General features: G+C 68.9%; 18 protein-coding genes, 1 tRNA gene and 2 pseudogenes. 12 read left to right on the top strand and 9 right to left on the bottom strand.

Annotated elements, in window-relative coordinates:
- The first annotated feature begins 31 nt into the window (after positions 1–31).
- Positions 32–105 (top strand) — tRNA-Ala (locus tag ACYVO6_RS33770).
- Between the two features lie 52 nt (positions 106–157).
- On the opposite strand, the gene ACYVO6_RS33765 is transcribed toward ACYVO6_RS33770, so the two are convergent.
- The 3 genes from ACYVO6_RS33765 to ACYVO6_RS33755 are packed head-to-tail and all read right to left on the bottom strand — an operon-like array spanning position 158 to position 3,065.
- Entirely contained in the window at positions 158–2,131 is a 1,974-nt protein-coding gene (locus tag ACYVO6_RS33765) for a hypothetical protein (RefSeq protein WP_461067912.1), read from the bottom strand.
- A gap of 11 nt (positions 2,132–2,142) precedes the next feature.
- Positions 2,143–2,598 carry a hypothetical protein gene (locus ACYVO6_RS33760; protein ID WP_461067910.1) on the bottom strand — a complete coding sequence of 152 codons (456 nt, stop codon included), beginning with the start codon at positions 2,596–2,598 and terminating at the stop codon, positions 2,143–2,145.
- Positions 2,598–3,065 carry a hypothetical protein gene (locus ACYVO6_RS33755; RefSeq protein WP_461067908.1) on the bottom strand — a complete coding sequence of 156 codons (468 nt, stop codon included), beginning with the start codon at positions 3,063–3,065 and terminating at the stop codon, positions 2,598–2,600. Before ACYVO6_RS33755 ends, ACYVO6_RS33760 begins: the two co-directional genes overlap by 1 nt.
- A gap of 87 nt (positions 3,066–3,152) precedes the next feature.
- Between ACYVO6_RS33755 and ACYVO6_RS33750 the strand changes: the two genes are divergently transcribed.
- Positions 3,153–3,503: a helix-turn-helix domain-containing protein gene (locus ACYVO6_RS33750; RefSeq protein ID WP_461067906.1), complete on the top strand. Its 351-nt coding sequence runs from the start codon at positions 3,153–3,155 to the stop codon at positions 3,501–3,503.
- 172 nt (positions 3,504–3,675) lie between these two features.
- Here the strand turns inward: ACYVO6_RS33750 and ACYVO6_RS33745 are convergent, their stop codons facing one another.
- Positions 3,676–4,170, bottom strand: a complete 495-nt coding sequence (locus tag ACYVO6_RS33745; RefSeq protein WP_461067904.1) for a hypothetical protein — start codon at positions 4,168–4,170, stop codon at positions 3,676–3,678.
- A 268-nt stretch (positions 4,171–4,438) separates the two neighbouring features.
- On the opposite strand from ACYVO6_RS33745, the gene ACYVO6_RS33740 reads away from it, so the two are divergent.
- The gene (locus ACYVO6_RS33740; protein ID WP_461067986.1) at positions 4,439–4,750 is read left to right on the top strand and encodes a hypothetical protein; all 312 of its coding nucleotides are present in this window, start codon (positions 4,439–4,441) and stop codon (positions 4,748–4,750) included.
- Positions 4,751–4,809: 59 nt separating this feature from the next.
- Here ACYVO6_RS33740 and ACYVO6_RS33735 read toward each other — a convergent pair.
- A pseudogene (locus ACYVO6_RS33735) lies at positions 4,810–4,902 on the bottom strand (LysR family transcriptional regulator); the annotation flags it as partial.
- Positions 4,903–4,942: 40 nt separating this feature from the next.
- Positions 4,943–5,626 (bottom strand): GntR family transcriptional regulator, encoded by a 684-nt coding sequence (locus ACYVO6_RS33730; protein WP_461067902.1) that lies wholly within the window; start codon positions 5,624–5,626, stop codon positions 4,943–4,945.
- Between the two features lie 109 nt (positions 5,627–5,735).
- Here ACYVO6_RS33730 and ACYVO6_RS33725 point away from each other — a divergent pair, with 109 nt between their 5' ends.
- The 7 genes from ACYVO6_RS33725 (at position 5,736) to ACYVO6_RS33695 (ending at position 13,460) form a co-directional block, all read left to right on the top strand.
- On the top strand, positions 5,736–6,902 hold the full coding sequence (locus ACYVO6_RS33725) for a mandelate racemase/muconate lactonizing enzyme family protein (RefSeq protein WP_461067900.1): 1,167 nt from the start codon (positions 5,736–5,738) through the stop codon (positions 6,900–6,902).
- A 168-nt stretch (positions 6,903–7,070) separates the two neighbouring features.
- Positions 7,071–8,411, top strand: coding sequence for a cation:dicarboxylate symporter family transporter (locus tag ACYVO6_RS33720; protein WP_461067898.1), 1,341 nt, complete (start codon positions 7,071–7,073; stop codon positions 8,409–8,411).
- A gap of 422 nt (positions 8,412–8,833) precedes the next feature.
- Positions 8,834–9,583, top strand: coding sequence for an SDR family oxidoreductase (locus tag ACYVO6_RS33715; protein ID WP_461067896.1), 750 nt, complete (start codon positions 8,834–8,836; stop codon positions 9,581–9,583).
- Positions 9,584–9,964: 381 nt separating this feature from the next.
- Complete coding sequence (locus ACYVO6_RS33710; RefSeq protein WP_461067894.1) at positions 9,965–10,801, top strand: helix-turn-helix transcriptional regulator; 837 nt, start codon at positions 9,965–9,967, stop codon at positions 10,799–10,801.
- A 247-nt stretch (positions 10,802–11,048) separates the two neighbouring features.
- Positions 11,049–11,642, top strand: a complete 594-nt coding sequence (locus ACYVO6_RS33705; protein ID WP_461067892.1) for a TetR/AcrR family transcriptional regulator — start codon at positions 11,049–11,051, stop codon at positions 11,640–11,642.
- A gap of 107 nt (positions 11,643–11,749) precedes the next feature.
- Complete coding sequence (locus tag ACYVO6_RS33700; protein WP_461067890.1) at positions 11,750–12,487, top strand: NADPH-dependent F420 reductase; 738 nt, start codon at positions 11,750–11,752, stop codon at positions 12,485–12,487.
- 229 nt (positions 12,488–12,716) lie between these two features.
- Positions 12,717–13,460, top strand: coding sequence for an NADPH-dependent F420 reductase (locus ACYVO6_RS33695; protein ID WP_461067888.1), 744 nt, complete (start codon positions 12,717–12,719; stop codon positions 13,458–13,460).
- 107 nt (positions 13,461–13,567) lie between these two features.
- On the opposite strand, the pseudogene ACYVO6_RS33690 reads toward ACYVO6_RS33695, so the two are convergent.
- A pseudogene (locus ACYVO6_RS33690) lies at positions 13,568–13,678 on the bottom strand (DUF4158 domain-containing protein); the annotation flags it as partial.
- On the opposite strand from ACYVO6_RS33690, the gene ACYVO6_RS33685 reads away from it, so the two are divergent.
- Positions 13,631–14,029 carry a hypothetical protein gene (locus tag ACYVO6_RS33685; RefSeq protein WP_461067886.1) on the top strand — a complete coding sequence of 133 codons (399 nt, stop codon included), beginning with the start codon at positions 13,631–13,633 and terminating at the stop codon, positions 14,027–14,029. The pseudogene ACYVO6_RS33690 and the gene ACYVO6_RS33685 overlap by 48 nt on opposite strands.
- 165 nt (positions 14,030–14,194) lie before the next feature.
- Here ACYVO6_RS33685 and ACYVO6_RS33680 read toward each other — a convergent pair whose 3' ends face one another.
- Together ACYVO6_RS33680 and ACYVO6_RS33675 are read right to left on the bottom strand one after the other, a co-directional pair.
- Positions 14,195–14,530 (bottom strand): transposase, encoded by a 336-nt coding sequence (locus ACYVO6_RS33680; RefSeq protein WP_461067982.1) that lies wholly within the window; start codon positions 14,528–14,530, stop codon positions 14,195–14,197.
- Between the two features lie 91 nt (positions 14,531–14,621).
- Positions 14,622–15,218, bottom strand: a complete 597-nt coding sequence (locus ACYVO6_RS33675; protein WP_461067884.1) for a TetR family transcriptional regulator — start codon at positions 15,216–15,218, stop codon at positions 14,622–14,624.
- A 196-nt stretch (positions 15,219–15,414) separates the two neighbouring features.
- Between ACYVO6_RS33675 and ACYVO6_RS33670 the strand changes: the two genes are divergently transcribed.
- Positions 15,415–15,792: a nuclear transport factor 2 family protein gene (locus ACYVO6_RS33670; RefSeq protein ID WP_461067882.1), complete on the top strand. Its 378-nt coding sequence runs from the start codon at positions 15,415–15,417 to the stop codon at positions 15,790–15,792.
- The last annotated feature ends 93 nt before the right edge of the window (positions 15,793–15,885 follow it).

The raw sequence follows: 15,885 nt of genomic DNA, 5'->3' as shown, positions 1-15,885 counted from the left end.
GACGGGGATGCTAGAGTTTCCCTCGTTGCAAGGGCCTGTGGCGCAGTCTGGTAGCGCACCTCGTTCGCATCGAGGGGGTCTGGGGTTCAAATCCCCACAGGTCCACCGCACGGCCGTTCTTGAGTTGGCTCAGGGTCGGTTGACGAGATCCCGACGATCATGATGATCGTGCGGGATCTTCGTCGTTTCCGGGGTCTGTTCGAGGTTGTTCGGGGTGATGGATGGCGGCGATCCTTGAGGGTGGCCGCGCCGCCGCGCTGTATTTCTCTGTTGCGCCCATCACTGTCAGCCCCGGGGTGCCGGGGCTGACTGAGGTCCTATGTGGTTCTTCCCGCTCAGCGATCTGTGGTGGCCGTCCGGTCTGCGCGGGCGGCTCTGCTTCTGGCCGTGTTGGTGGCTGGGGATCGGCGTAGTCGTAGTCCAGGCGGCTGAGTTGGGCGCCGGTGCGCTGGTAAAGCCAGGTCTCGAGGATGTCGAGGTTTCCTGCGGTGACCAGGATGGCGACGAGGAGTGTCTGGGCGACCTGGCCCGGGGCTGGCCGGTGTTTGGGGTTGCCGATGTCGATCTCGTCGCCTTTGAGGCGGCCGTGGATGCCTTCGTTGTGGGAGCGGATGGGCTTGTAGGCGGTGATCCAGTCGTCGGACAGGTAGTGGCTGTCCTGCCGGAACTTGGCGGTCTTGAGGTCGCCGGCGGCGTCGGCGGGGACGGTGATGTCGGACTTGCTGCAGACCGGGGGCAGTTCGTCTGCCGGTGGCTGGGTGAGCCATTCGTCCTGGGGGAGTTGGACGGTGGGCCGGGCGGCGGGGTGGGCAGCGCGTTTGCGGTGGTCGGTGAAGTCGACCACTGCCGACGGCGGTCCCGGGGTGGGGGGTGTGCGGGGGCGGAGCCGGTCGCGGCGTGCGCAGTTCACCGACGGCGACGGTCCGGCGGCCGGGCACTGGAGCCGGATGGCGCCTCGGGCGTCGGGGCCCTGCTTGGTTTTGAGGTAGTGCGGTTCGCGGGCGGCGATGTGTTCGGTGAGCTGCTGGTTGTCGCGTATTTCGCGTACGGCTTTGTCGTCCAGGCCCCGGGTGGTGTGGGCGAGCGTGTGGGGCATGTGGGGGCAGGCGAGGGAGCCGTCGATGAGCAGGGCGCCTTGCCAGCTGCCCTGCGGGCCTCGGTCTTCGACCTTGTAGTCCAGGGCCAGGCGGTAGCCGAGGCGGCGTACGGGGATCTGGAAGTGCTCGGGGAAGCAGCCGGTGTAGGCGCGGTCGGCCGCGCAGGTGCCCGTGGGCAGGCGGAGGTTGCTGACTTCTTGGAGCGCGATGATCGCGTTGCGGCCGATGCGGACGGTGGGTGTGTCCAGTACCAGGCCGACGCACATCTGCGGGTAGGCGGTCGGCTTGCCCGCGCTCTCGCCGGGTCGGCGGCGGTGGGCTGCGACGACGAAGGTGGCGCTGTAGCCGAAGGTGCCTTCGTCCGAGCCCGCGCTGTAGTGCCAGCCGGCCGTGATCTCCACGGATGCGGTCTGGGTGCGCTCGCTGGAGGGACGCGCCAGGACCAGAATGGGGGTGGCGTCCACGCCCACGTCCCCGCGCCAGCCGCGCAGGTAACCGCGATCCTGAGCAAGACGGACCGGGGAGAGAACCAGCTGGTTGGCGAGCAGCTGGAGCCGCTCGGCGGCCTGCCTGCCGGAAGGGACGTTCCATGCCTTCGCGTAGGCGTCGGCGATTTCCTGAGGAAGACGGGAACGGCGGTTGCACCGGGCCGGGTCCAGCACGGTGGTGATGCGGTCGAAGCCCCGGTAGAGGCGGCTGGCCGCGATGCTCTCCCGCGCCGTCGCCGGCGGCTTGGGCGAGATGTCCAGCCAGGTGCGGGCTTTGGCTTCGAGGCGGAAGTGCAGGATCCGCCAGGCCTCGGCGATGGTGGCCCGGCCCGTGTAGTACGCCGCCAGCAGCAGCCCGGCCAGCACCGTGCGCGGACGCACCCCCGCCGGTCCCGGCCGCCCCTGCAGCAGGCTTTCCAGGTGCTGGGGCACCCCGGAGCGGTCCAGCAGCGTCAGCAGCTGTCCGACCTTCGAGTCCTCGATCTTGGTGATCTTTCCCGGGCGGATGCGGGGCCGAAGGGCGCGTGCGGCCTCCTCGTCTGCCACCGGGCGGGGCATCATCGGCGGCGCCCGTGCAGCAGCCGGATGACCTCCTTCCGCGGCAGCGGAGGGACCCACCGGTGGTAGGGCGCCAGACCGGCGGGCGAGATCATCCCGGCGGCCGTGGCGACCACGGACGGGTCGATCCCGTCGGCGAGCAGGCTCACGATCCACGTCGACCGCAGCCGCCGCGCCGACAGCCGGGGCAGGCCGCCGGGCGGCCGGTGGCGGGCAGGCCAGGAGGACACCAGGTTCTTTGCCGCGGCCACCTTCCGGCCCGGCCGGAACACGTAGCCGGCCCCTGCCGCGTCGGCGAGTTCCACCAGGACCGGTGCCCAGCCGGCACGGCAGGCCACCAGGCGCCCGAGCAGGGCCTCGTCCAGCACGGGCACCCCGCAGGCGGCATCGATGTGATGACCGCGGACCTTGACGAGTTCACGGGGTGCCAGGCCGCAGCCGGCGCTGAGCGCCATCAACGCCAGGCCGTCCTGCCGGGCCTGGCCCGGCAGGTGCCCGGCCAGTTGCGCAGTCTGGCCAACTCGCCCTTGTCGTAAGGCGGTTGCGGATTCCTTCGGGACGAGATCCGCACGGGCGGAGCCTCTCCGCGCTGTATCCACACCAGCGCCTCGCGGGTGCGTCGCAGCCAGGTGCGGCAGGTCTGGACCGTCGATCCGTCCAGGCCGGTGCAGCCGGAGAGCACGAAGGCGTCGATCGTCTCCGTGCGCAGCCACACTCCCGGGTCCCGTGGCAGGCCCTGCTGGTCGGCCCACACGGCCAGGCGACCCACGGCGTAAAGAAGCCGCCGTGTCTCATAGCAGGTGGCCGGGGCGGCCGCCGTCACCGTGGCCCGCACCTGGTCGGCCACCGGCGCCCACCGCCGGTGCGGCAGGCGCGGGCAGTAGTCGCGGATCCGGCCGGAGATCTCCGAACTCAACGTCACAGACCAAGCCCACCGGCTGGTCAGGCAGCCAGTGAAGGGGTTGAAGCCGATCTTCACGGAAAGGAGTGCATCTGCATGGTCGGAGGCATGAACCGCCGAAGGCCGCCGCGCGAGCTTGCCGACGATCCGGAAGCCTGGCCCCACGCCCAGCTCACCGACCCCGGCGCCGCTGCCGTCCAGCACATCGCCCGTACCCTCGCCGGGGTCATGTCGGAACGCCGCGTGAGCCTGCGCGGCCTCGCCGAGACCTCCGGGGTGAACCGGCAGGCCATCGCTGACCTCATCAATGGCCGGTCCTGGCCGGACGTCGCCACCGTGGCCCGTCTCGGCGCTGCCCTCGCAACCTCGCTGTGGCCGCAAACGGCCGTCATTGACGGGAAGATGAGTCATGAAGCCTCAATCCCTGCCCGAACTCGCACGAAGAGCGATCGGACATGACGATTTCGTGGCTCCACCCGTCGAGCGCTGAATGCCTCGAATACGCTCAGACACGCGTCGAGCCACCTGATGGGAGCTCGCGTGCCGGCACCGCCGATCGGTTACCAGGCCACCGGCGGTGCCGACCCTCTCCTGCCGCCCACCCCTCGCGAGGCGGCACAGGAGTCTGTGTTCAGCCTTCTGCGGCCGTCCCCCCTCCGCTGCTGGCGGCGATGGCAAACCAGCCGACAGGGTCCTCGATCACGTGCCCTTCTCCTGCCAGCCTCTTCAGGCGGCCGCGGGTGGTCTCCACCCGCGCCGGAGTCGAGACGTCCTCCCCGACCGCCGCGGCGATCTCCCTCGCCTTCATCGCCCGCCCCGCGGTGGCCAGCAGCGACAGCATCCGCCGTCGGCCCTCCTCCCACTCAAGCGGCCCCTGCGGAGACTCGGAGGCTGTCGGGGCTGAAGGCCCTTCAGGCGCCGGCGCTGATGGACCTGCCGCCTCTTCCGCCTCCGAAGCCCCAAAACCGCCTAGAGCAGTGGCGGGCGGCAAGGACTCCAGGGTCTCCCGGGTGATAGCCAACCGGCGCAGCCGCTCCTCGGCCTCGCCGATCTGCTTGTGGATCCGCTCAAGCTCCTCGTGCAGCCCGGACAGCCGGTCACGCACGGCCGACTCTTCCCGGTCCAAACGCTCAAAGTACGACGCCACGTTTCCGCCCCGGCTCCCGTCGACACCGCAGAAAGACCCCACAGCCCCGTCAGGGCCTCAGCACACCGTAGGAGTCGCAGCCACAAGATCGCACGAGCTGTCCGCCAACGACCGCAAAGGACAACTCGCGTACATCCGCTGATAGTTGGTGTGCAGGCTGAGTGGGCATACCGCCACATCACAGCGAAAGGATCGAGCATCCACGACCAGCTTGTGCGAGCTCGTCACGTGCCAGAGGGACGGGGCGATGACAGAAGTCAGCCGTGCCTCGCTGCAGACCGACCTGGCCAACGCCCTGGAACGCAACAACCGCCTGGCCGCCCGTGTGCGGCAACTGGAAAAACGGCTGTCTCAGTCGATCGGGGCGAAGGTCTGGGCGGATTCCGGGCTCGGAGCGTCGGCCGATGTTGATCACCTCCAGCGGCGGATCACCACGCTGGAACAGCAGTTATCGAATAAGCAGGGCGAACTTGACGAACGCACCGAAGAGCTCGAGGCGGCTCGTGCGGCCAATCGTGAGATGACCCGGTCGCTGGACCACCGCCCCGCTCGTTTGTGACCACACATGGTGTCCGTCAACGTGGCTGCAGGCAGACCGCCAAACACTATGTCAGGGCCCAGGGGCGGCTGCGAGACGTGCAGGGCGAAGGCACGGTTGAAGCCGCCGGAGTCGACGACTGCCAGGAAATACTCCAGCTCACGCATTTCCATCAGGCCCCCCATGCATCACGACGGCGCCGGTCGCCGCGCGTCACGTCACGCGAATGCCCTCGCGGTCTTCGAGGGCGCTGATGGCGGTGGCGGTGAGGCTGTGGGTGATGTGGTTTCGCATCAGCTGGGCGGCTTCGGCGGCGCGGCCGTCCACGATGAGGGAGACAAGTTGGTGGTGTTCCTGTAGGTCCCGGGTGCGGGGTTCGTCACCGGGCGGGAGTTCGAGGCCGAGGCGCCGGTAGCGGTCGGACTTGTCCCACAGGTCGTCCAGGAGACGGATGAGGACGTCGTTGTGCGAGGCCCGGTACAGCGCCTGGTGGAAGGCGCGGTGGGCCGTGAGTGCCTCTTCCCCCCATTGGCGGGTGACGGGGAGGAGCTTGTCGACGGCGGCCTGCATGGTGGCGATGTCGTCGTCGGTGCGTCGCTGGGCGGCGAGTTCGGCGGCGGTCGGGTCCAGGGACAGGCGGACTTCGAAAAGCTGGCGGGCTTCGTTCGAGTTCATGACGGAGACCCGGACGTCGCGGTGGGTGTCGACGGTGACGAGTCCCTCGCTGCTGAGGCGGCGGATGGCCTCGCGCAGGGGTGTGATGCTCATGTTGAGGGACTCGGCGAGGTCGTACTGGGCGAGCCGTGACCCGGCAGGAAGAGTGCCGGAGAGGATCCGATCGCGGAGTTCTGCGTAGGCGAGGTCGCTCTTGCTGAAGAACAGGTTCTGTCCTGCCATAGCCCCCTGACCGTTCCTTTCCGGAGGTTTCCCACCCCTTGACATCCCGCATCGGACCAGCCCAGTCTAACAGGCGTTGCATCTTATAAGATATGAGAGAGGCTCCGCAGTGAAGATCACCAACGTCTACGAGGGCGTCGTTCCGATCAGCTCCTCGATCCGTAACGCCTGGATCGACTTCAGCTCCATGGACTGTTCGATCGTGGCGATCGAGAGCGACGTCATCCGGGACGGCAAGCCCGTGGTGGGCTACGGCTTCAACTCCAACGGCCGCTACAGCGCCGGAGAGATCCTGCGCCGCCGGGTCCTGCCCCGCCTCCTCGAGGCCGAGCCCGGCAGCCTGCTCGACGAGCAGGGCGGCCTGGACCACGCCAAGGCGTGGGACGTGATGATGAACAACGAGAAGCCCGGCGGGCACGGCGAGCGCTCGGTCGCGGTCGGTGTGGTGGACATGGCCCTGTTCGACCTGGCCTCCAAGATCGAGGGCAAGCCGCTGTACCGGTATCTGTCCGAGCGCTACGGCGACGGACAGCCCGACGACTCCGTCTTCGTCTACGCCGCCGGCGGCTACTACGCCCCGGGCAAGACCCTCACCGACCTTCAGGACGAGATGCGCGGCTTCCTCGACCTGGGCTACGACGTCGTCAAGATGAAGATCGGCGGCGCCGACCTGGCGGAGGACCTGCGCCGTATCGAGGCCGTCATCGACGTCCTGGACGGCGACGGCTCCCGGCTGGCCGTCGACGTCAACGGCCGCTTCGACCTCAACACGGCCCTGGAGTACGGGCGGGCCATCGAGCCCTACGGGCTGTTCTGGTACGAGGAGATCGGCGACCCGCTCGACTACCACCTCAACGCCACCGTCGCCGAGCACTACACCGGCTCCATCGCCACGGGCGAGAACCTCTTCTCCCTCCAGGACGCCCGCAACCTGATCCGCTACGGCGGTCTGCGCCCCGACCGCGACACCATCCAGGTCGACCCCGCGCTCTCCTACGGTCTGGTGGAGTACCTGCGCATCCAGGACATGCTCCGTCAGCACGGCTGGTCGTCGAGGCGCTGCATCCCGCACGGCGGGCACCAGTTCTCCCTGCACATCGCAGCCGCACTCAAGCTCGGCGGCAACGAGTCCTACCCGGGCGAGTTCCAGCCCACCGGCGGCTTCGCCGACGACGCCGTCGTCGAGAAGAGCCGCGTCGGCCTGACCGACACCCCCGGCATCGGCTTCGAGAGCAAGGCCGCCTTCTACAAGGTGCTGCGCGCCCTGCACAGCTGACCGCCACCCCACCGCAGACGCGCCCGCCACCGGGCGGGCGCCATCGGCCGGCGCCGCCGGATACGGGCGCCACACACGAGATCGGGGGCGCGCGAGCCGCGTCGCGTCCCCCCACACCCCCCCACGGGACAGGGCTACACACAATCGTCGTGCAAGGGAGCACCAACGATGACAAGCACCACCGCCGCCGGCCGCCCGCAGCGGTCACGGCTGAGCCGTCTCATACGTGAGCTGTGGTTCCAGGTCGTACTGGCCGCCGTCCTCGGCATCGCCGTCGGCATCCTCGCGCCCGGGCTGGGTGAGGACCTGAAGCCGCTCAACGACTGGTTCATCGCGCTGGTCAAGATGATCGTGATCCCGGTCGTCTTCTGCGTGGTCACCACCGGCATCGCCTCCATGGACAACCTGCGCAAGGCCGGCCGGATCGGTGTGAAGGCGATCGGCTACTTCCTGGTGCTGTCCCTGGCGTCCATGCTGATCGGGCTGGTCGTCGCCAACATCTTCCAGCCCGGCTCCGGCCTGCACGTCGACCCCTCGTCACTGAACGCCGACGACGTGCCCAAGACCGCCACCGAGCACGCCACCTTCACCGGCTTCATCTCCTCCCTCATCCCCGCCTCCCTGCTGGGCGCGATCACCGGGGATGCGATCCTGGCCGCTCTGATGGTCTCGATCGTCTTCGGTGTGGCCCTGAACATGGCCGGCGAAGAAGGGGCACCGCTGACCCGCGGCATCAAGGCGCTGTCGGACGTCGTCTTCCGCATCGTGGGCTGGGTGATGCGGCTCGCGCCCTTGGGCACCTTCGGCGCCCTGGCCACCGTGGTCGCCACCTACGGCGCCGAGAGCCTCAAACAGCTCGGCTACCTCATCATCCTGTTCACCGCGACCTGCATCGTCTACGTCCTGGTCGTCCTCGGCGCCATCATGCGGGCCTGCCGCCTGAGCCTGTTCGGCCTCATCCGCTTCCTCAAGGCCGAACTGCTCGTCGCCCTCAGCACCTGTTCCAGCGAGGCCGTCCTGCCCCAGCTGGTACGCAAACTGGAGATCCTCGGCATCGGCCGGCCCGTGGTCGGCATCGTCATCCCCTCCGGGTTCTCCTTCAACCTGGACGGCTCCGCGGTCTACCTCACGATGGCCTCCCTCTTCCTGGCCCAGGCCATGGGCATCGACCTGTCCTGGCAGCAGCAGTTGATCATGGTCGGCGTCATGATGCTCACCAGCAAGGGCACCGCCGGGATTGCGGGCGGCGCGTTCATCGTCCTCGCCAGCACCGTCACCGCGGTCGGCCACATCCCGCTCGCCGCCCTCTCCCTGATCGTCGGCATCGACCGCATCCTCAACGAGGGCCGCGTCTTCATCAACGTCCTCGGCAACGCCGTCGCCACCATCGTGATCGGCAAGTGGGAGAACGACTTCGACACCGAACAGGCCCGCAAGGTCCTGCACTCCCGCACCACCACGCCGCCGCAGGCCGAGTCGGACACCACCAAGGTCGGCGCCGACAAGTAGCCGTGCCCGTCGAGTGCAGTCACCCCTCGACGGCATATACGTCACCCACCGGCGGCATCCTCCAGGCCGCCGTGCACCAGGACAGCTGAGGACCCTTCCCGTAAGCACGCCCAGCGTCTCCTACTCGATGACCATCCGGCTCGAAGTCCCGCGGCAGGCAACGCGGTCTTTCAGCTGACAGCCACGATGGGGGCGCTCGGCGGTTCAGTCACCGCCCTCGCCGTCGTCAGCCGACGCCGACCGCCTCGGCATCGACGTCACCTCCACCGCCCACGACACCGGATCCGCTGCACAGGGCCGCTTCACGAGGCAGAGACCGCCGATCCATGGATAAACCTTCCTCTCCCGCCCCTGCGCGGGCACCCCTACGGTCGAGGCCGCGGGCGCTCACCGGCCCGCCGTACCGAAGGAGCACGACCCCCATGAAGATGACCAGCAACACGATCCTGATCACCGGCGGAACCTCGGGCATCGGCCTCGGTCTGGCCCTGCGTCTGCACGAGGCCGGCAACAAGGTGATCGTCGCCGGCCGGCGCAAGGAACTCCTCGACGAGATCACGGCCGAGCACCCGGGCATCGACGCGCTCGTCCTCGATGTGGCGGACCCCGCCTCGATCGCCCGGGCCCGTGAGACGGTGGCGGCGAGCCACCCGGGGCTGAACGTCCTGGTCAACAACGCCGGCATTCAGCTGCTGGAGAGTGTCCTGGACCCGGCCGGACTCCAGGTCGCCGAGGATCACGTCGCGACCAATCTGCTCGGCACGATCCGGATGACGTATGCCTTCCTGCCGCTGCTGGTGGGTAAGGACGACGCGGTCGTCATGAACGTCACCTCCGCGCTGGCGTTCGTGCCGTTCCCGATCACGCCGACCTACAGCGCGACCAAGGCCGCGCTGCACTCGTTCTCCGAGAGCCTGCGCATCCAGCTCGCCGGTGCCGACGCCGGCGTCCAGGTGATCGAGGTGGTCCCGGCGGGCGTGCGCACGTCGCTGATGGGCCAGCAGGACAGCGAGCAGTCCATGCCGTTGGACGACTTCCTCACCGAGGCCCTCGATCTGCTGCGCGAGAAGCCCGACGCGAAGGAGATTGTCGTCGAGCCCGCCAGGTTCATCCGCGACGCGGTGGCCACCGGCTCCTACGACGACGTCCTCGCCATGATGACCAGCAGCTGACCGACCCGAAATGCCCGACGCGGAACAACAGCACGCAGGCGGGGGTCCCGTTGGGCTACATCATGGACGAACGCGAGCTCGACCCGCCTCAGGGAGGTCCTCGTCCAAGACGCGGAACGGTCAGGAAGCGTCTTCGGCTTCGCCCCGGTCGTCGCACTGGAGATGACCGGCTCCGTCCTGAGTGCCGTCGGCCTGCGGCGCACCGCCGACAGTCAGCGAATTTCCCAGCGGCTCATGGAGCTCAGGTGACCATCGGGTCGTCTGGCGGCGCGCGCCCTCGGCGTCGGCCGTATGAGCGGCTTCGCGCGGGTGGAAGAGGAGGACTCAGCCATGGATCGCTGGTCTCTGGATAGCCGGGCGGGATGCGGCGAGGATGAGGCCATGGACAAGAAGGAACTGGCGGAATTCCTGCGCCACCGGCGTGAGACGCTGCGCCCCCGCGACGTCGGGCTGGTCGAGGGGCCGCGCAGGCGTACGCAGGGGCTGCGCCGCGAGGAGGTCGCGCAGCTCGCCGGCATGTCCACCGACTACTACGCCCGGCTGGAACAGCAGCGTGCTCCGCAGCCCTCCGTCCAGATCACCACGGCTCTCGCCCGGGCACTGCGGCTGACCCTGGACGAACGCGACCACCTCTTCGTCCTCATCGGCCACAACGCCCCGGCCCGCTTCCACCGCTGCGAACATGTCAGCCCGACGCTGATGCGGGTCCTGGACCGCCTGGACGACTCCCCGGCCCTGGTAACGACCGACCTGGTCGACACCCTCGCGATGAACCCGTTGGCCGTCGCGCTGCTCGGCGACCAGACCCGCCACACCGGTCTGGCCCGCAGCGGCTACTACCGCTGGTTCATGGACCCGGCCGAGCGTCTGGTGTATCCCGAGGAGACCCACGAAAGCCACGGCCGCGCCCAGGCAGCACGCCTGCGGGCCGCGCTCACAGCCGGCAGCGACACCCCCCGAGCCGCCCGGATCCTCGCCGAACTCCAGGAACACAGCCCCGAGTTCGTCCGCATGTGGGAACTTCAGGAGGTCGCCCGCTACGGCGACTGCAAGACCGTCCTCCATCCCGAACTCGGCCGCATCGACGTCGACGCCCAGCTCCTGTACACCGAGAACCGCGCCCAGACCCTGGTGGTGCTGACCACACGCCCCGGCACGGAGAGCCACAGCAAGCTCGAACTGCTCTCCGTCATCGGACACCAGCAGCTCACCCCCTGACGTCCTGGACCGGGGACCGAGCCGGGCTCGGCGCGGGAGGGGCCGGACAAGGGCACCCTGGAATGGTGCAGCCCGCACGGCTTTTGCTCTGCGCTCTACGGCCAAATATGTCGGCCCCCTGCGCTGTCCGGGCTCCGTGGTCGGGCCGCCGGTTTGACCGGATGCCGCCTCCGCTTTACTCTCGAATACGTACGGAGGTAGCATCCGTTTTGATGCGGCCGCAGGATCAGGGCAGGCAGGAGGGCGCATGAGCGCCGTCGAACAGCGGGGACGCAAGCCCCGCGCGGACGTCCAGCGCAACCGCGCCGCCCTCCTGGAGACCGCGCAGCGTCACTTCCTGCAGCACGGGGTCGGCACCTCCCTTGAGGCGGTGGCCAAGGAGGCGGGCGTCGGGCCCGGCACCCTGTACCGGCACTTCCCCACCCGGGAGGCGCTGCTGGCGGCTGTGCTGCAGACGCGCTCCGAGGAGCTGGTGGCCCGCCAGGCGGACATCGATCAGCTCGGCGACCCCGCCGAGGCGCTGGAACAGTGGCTGCGGGCGATGGAGGAGTACTTCAGCGCCTTCAGCGGGCTGCCGGACCCGCTCATGGCCGCGGCCCGAGCACAGGAGCCGGACAACCCGCTCACGATCCCCTGCGACATCCTCATCTCCGCCACCGATCAGTACGTGCGGGCCGCGCAGCTCGCGGGGCGCGTGCGCGCGTCGGTGCGGGGGCACGACCTGTTCCTCGCGGCCTGTTCCGTTGCCTGGATCAAGGGCACCGGCACCGAAAAGGAGCCGCTCGACCGGCTCCGCACGCTCATCGCGAGCGGCTACCGCCAGCGGGACACCCAGGCGTAAACCGCCAGACACCCCGCCCCCGGCCCCCGCAACGCCAGGCGGCACCACCACACGGCCATCACATCGCGTTGCCCTCAGGGGCGGCACAACCTCTCAAGGAACAAATCATGAAAATTACTGTCATAGGCGCCGGTGCCATCGGCGGGAACCTTGCCGCCAAGCTCAGCACGGCGGGTCACGACGTCCAGGTGGCCGACGCCCGCGGCCCCGAGGCCGTCCGGGCGGAGGTACGGGAGTCCGGAGCCCGCGCGGCGGACCTCGCCGACGCCGTCCAGGGCCGGGACGTCATCGTCCTGTCGATCCCGTTCGGGGTGGCGGGCCAGCTGGCGGACCTGTTCGCGTCGGTGCCCGACGAGACGGTGGTCATCGACACCTCGAACTACTACCCCGGCATGCTCAGCGAGCCGATCGAGGCGGTGGACAACGGCCAGGTGGAGAGCGTGTACACCGCCGAGCTGCTCGGCCGCCCCGTGGTCAAGGCGTGGAACGCCGCGCTGGCCGAAACCCAGCGGACCAAGGGCGTCCCGGCCGGAACGCCCGGCCGCCTGGCCATACCCGTCGCCGGCGACTCCGAGGAGGCGCGGAAGGTGGCCATGAGCCTGGTGGACGACACCGGCTTCGACCCCTACGACGCCGGCACCCTGGCCGACTCCTGGCGCCAGCAGCCGAACAGCCCCGCCTACTGCACCGAACTGACCCTCGACGAGCTGCCGGCGGCCCTGGCCGCGGCCGACCGCGCCAAGGACGCGCGCGTCCGCGACAGCCTCCCGGAACGCTTCGCCGCCCTCGGTGCCAATCCCACCGTCGACGACGTCGTCGAGATGAACCGCGCCGCCCACCGCTGAGTCACCCGACGCGGCCCTCGTGCACCCAACGGCACGAGAGCGGCAGCGCCGGCACGCCACGAGCACACACGACGAACACGAAGAACGGCGCTCACTTCGGCAAGGCCGCCATCACCCACCTACACCACCGCGTCCGCGGTCCGCCGCAGCCCCGGTCGCGCCGCGGGGACCAAGCCCCGGAACCCCGGTCACCGACACCGGGGCTCCGTTCCGGACAAGGAGTTTCACCATGAAGATCGGCATTCTCGGCACCGGGAACATCGGCAAGACGCTGACCAGGCGGTTGAGCGCGGCCGGGCACGAGGTAAAGGCGGCCAATTCGCGCGGCCCGGAGACGATCGAGGCGGACGTGCTGTCCTCGGGCGGACGCGCGGTGACCGCGGCGGAAGCCGTAGTGGACGTCGACGCCGTGATCCTCTCCATTCCCTTCGACCGCATTCCGCAGGTCGCACCACTGATCGCCAAGGTGCCGGCTGACACGGTTGTCATCGACACGTCGAACTACTTCCCGCATCGGGACAACGGAATCGCGGCGATCGAGGCCGGCCAGGCCGAGAGCGTGTGGGCTGCCAAGCAGCTGGGCCGGCCCATCGCCAAGGCGTGGAACTCGATCGGAGCCGAGTCGTTCGCGCACAGGAACAAGCCGGCAGGAAGTGCGGACCGCATCTCGCTCCCCGTCGCGGCCGACAGTCCGCGAGAGCGTGACCTGGCAATGGCACTCGTTGAGGACACCGGGTTCGACGCCTTTGATGCGGGGCCACTCGCGGAATCGTGGCGGCAGCAGCCCGGCACACCCGCCTACTGCACCGATCTCACCCGTCAGGAGCTGCCGGACGCACTGGCGACGGCCGACGCGGCACGATCACCGAAGCGGCGCGACCTCGGGCTCGCCGTGGTCCAGGAACGCTTCGGGGCCGGCGTGCAACCGGACGCGGAGTACCTTGTCCGCCTGAACCGCGCAATTTCCATGTGAGGAGGGACGGGGGCCGACGCGGTGACCCGTGAGAGGCCCTCGTGTCTCGCCCCTGTCTCCAGCTGCTCCGCGACGAACGCCGCCACCCCCGGCGGCACGTCGGCCGGCGCCGACAAGAAGGCGCCCAGCATCTGGGCGGTGCCCCACTGCACCGCCCAGCCCAGCCGGTTATGAGACCGGCGCTTGGCCCGGGCCTGTTCCAAGGCCACCGCGTCCAGCCAGAAAAACTCCTCCAGCTCCTGAACGGACGGCTCGCCGGCGAACCGCGCGTACCGGCCTTCTGCTCTCCTGAAAGACAGTCAACTGCCACAGGTGGTGACGCTAGGCAACAGACACCTCACTGGAAGAACAACCCAGACCTCCGCGCGGACTACCGCCGGCCCCGGCCCAACATCGAACGCGTCGTCTCCCAGGTCGCCAGCCGAGGCGGACGCCGCCTCAAACTGCGCTATCGCGGCACAGACCGCAACAACGCCTGGCTCAAACGCCGCACCGCCGCCCTCAACCTGCGCAACCTCATCAACCGCGGCCTGGACTACGCCGCAGGATGGCCCCTCACCACCGCCTGAGGGCCCGAGGCGCCACACACCCCCCGCATGCGGGGGCCAGCCCCACAGCAGGCCCTTCAGGCACCCCACCACGCCCACAACCCGCCACCCCAACCAATCCCGGCCGCCGGCCATCCCGCCGACGGCCTCAAGCCCAGCCCCGGAAACGGCGATATCAGCGGCCTCCTAAGCGGTTCTGGTGAAGTTTGCTGCTGATCCTTGGATGCGGGTTCGTCGGCGGGTCAGTGCCTGGTCCACGGCGGTGGTGATGGCGTCGTTGCTGGTGTGGGCGCGGTGGGGGTGGTCCTCGTACTTGGCCGAGCGCCAGATGCGTTCGATGTCGTTGAGTTCGGGGCTGCGGGGCGGTAGGTAGAACAACTCCACCCCGATCTTCGCCAGCTGCTCGCGGCGGTCCTTGAACTCCTTGTCCAGGTGCGCGGAGGCGTTGTCCAGCACCACCGTGCACGGCCGGGACCGCCGCCAGAAGCGTAGGAATCTGCCGGTGTCGGGCTCGCTCGCGATGGTGAGGATGCGGTCACGGGTGGGCTTGTCCGCACCGCAACGACCGGGCGAGGTTCCTGCCGGCCGGTTGTCCGGCCCCGGGCCGGTTCCGTCAGGAGTCGGAAGCCGAGGTCGGGGGGCTCGTGGTGTCGGGGCGTGCCTGGTGCAGGCAGTACTTCAACCGTTGTAGGTAGTCGTCGAAGGGTTCGTCCGGGGTCCATGCCTCATACGCGGTGGTTTGTGCCGCGAGGGCCAGGTTGAGGTGCAGGGTCGCGGTGAGGGAGTCGCCTTCGGGGGTGCGGGAGGTCATCCAGGCGTGCAGGTCGGCGGAGAACTGTCCACCGACGACGTCCCAGCTCGACTTCGCCAGGGCGGGGGAGTGGGCCTTCAGCCGTAGTTGCATCGGCAGTCGGTCGCCGAGGAGTTCGTTGAAGCCGACCAGGATCGCGGTCAGTGAGTCCCACAGGGGTTCGTCGGTGGGGCGGGCCGCCATGATCGCCCGCCAGTGGTCGCGTTCCTCGGGGTCCTGGTCGAAGACGACGGCTTCCTTGCCGGCGAAGTAGTTGAAGAACGTGCTGCGAGAGACGCCGACGGCGGTGGCGATCTCCTCGACGCTGACCGCCTCGAACCCGCGCTCGTCGAACAGCTTGAGCGCGGTGGACCGGATGGCGCGCCAGGCCGCCAGCTTCTTCTGTTCACGCAGGTTCATGGCTCATCCTCCTGCATGGAGTCTACAAGACTGGATGCAGTCCATATGATTGCACTCAGTCCAAAATTCTGTATGGTGGTGGGACACGGCGCGGACACGGCCCCTTCGGGGGCCCGGCCGCTGCCGTGGCAAGCCCATCACTCATTCCCGGCTGTGCTCAACCAGCGCTGTCGGCACCAGAGAAGTGAGCAAGCGAATGCAAAGCCCCGACGCGATCGTCCGTGAGTTCATCCAGGGCTGGAACGTCCCCGCCCCCGATCCGGACCGGCTCAGCAAGTACTTCGCGGAAGACGCCGTCTACCACAACATGCCGCTGGAACCCAGCGTCGGCCGCACCGCCATCCGCGACAACTTCGCGGACTGGCTGCCCAACTTCGATTCCACCCACTGGGAGATCCACCACCAGGTCGCGTCGGGCAACGTGGTCATGAATGAACGCACCGACACGTGGCGCTCCGGCGAACGTGCGACCCCGGCCCGGGTCATGGGCGTCTTCGAGGTCACCGACGGCCTCATCACCGCCTGGCGCGACTACTTCGACTCCGCCGATATCCCCCGGATCCTCGGCCAGTAGAGCCCGAACGAGTCCGCGTAGCACGGATCCCGGACGCCCGTACGCTCCGGTCAGGAGGCACTCATGAACTCACCGAGCAACAGTTCGCCCGCC

The sequence above is a fragment of the Streptomyces pseudoechinosporeus genome (assembly GCF_054783935.1).
The sequence above is the reverse complement of the archived record's forward strand: the minus strand, read 5'-3'. Positions and strand labels throughout refer to the sequence as shown.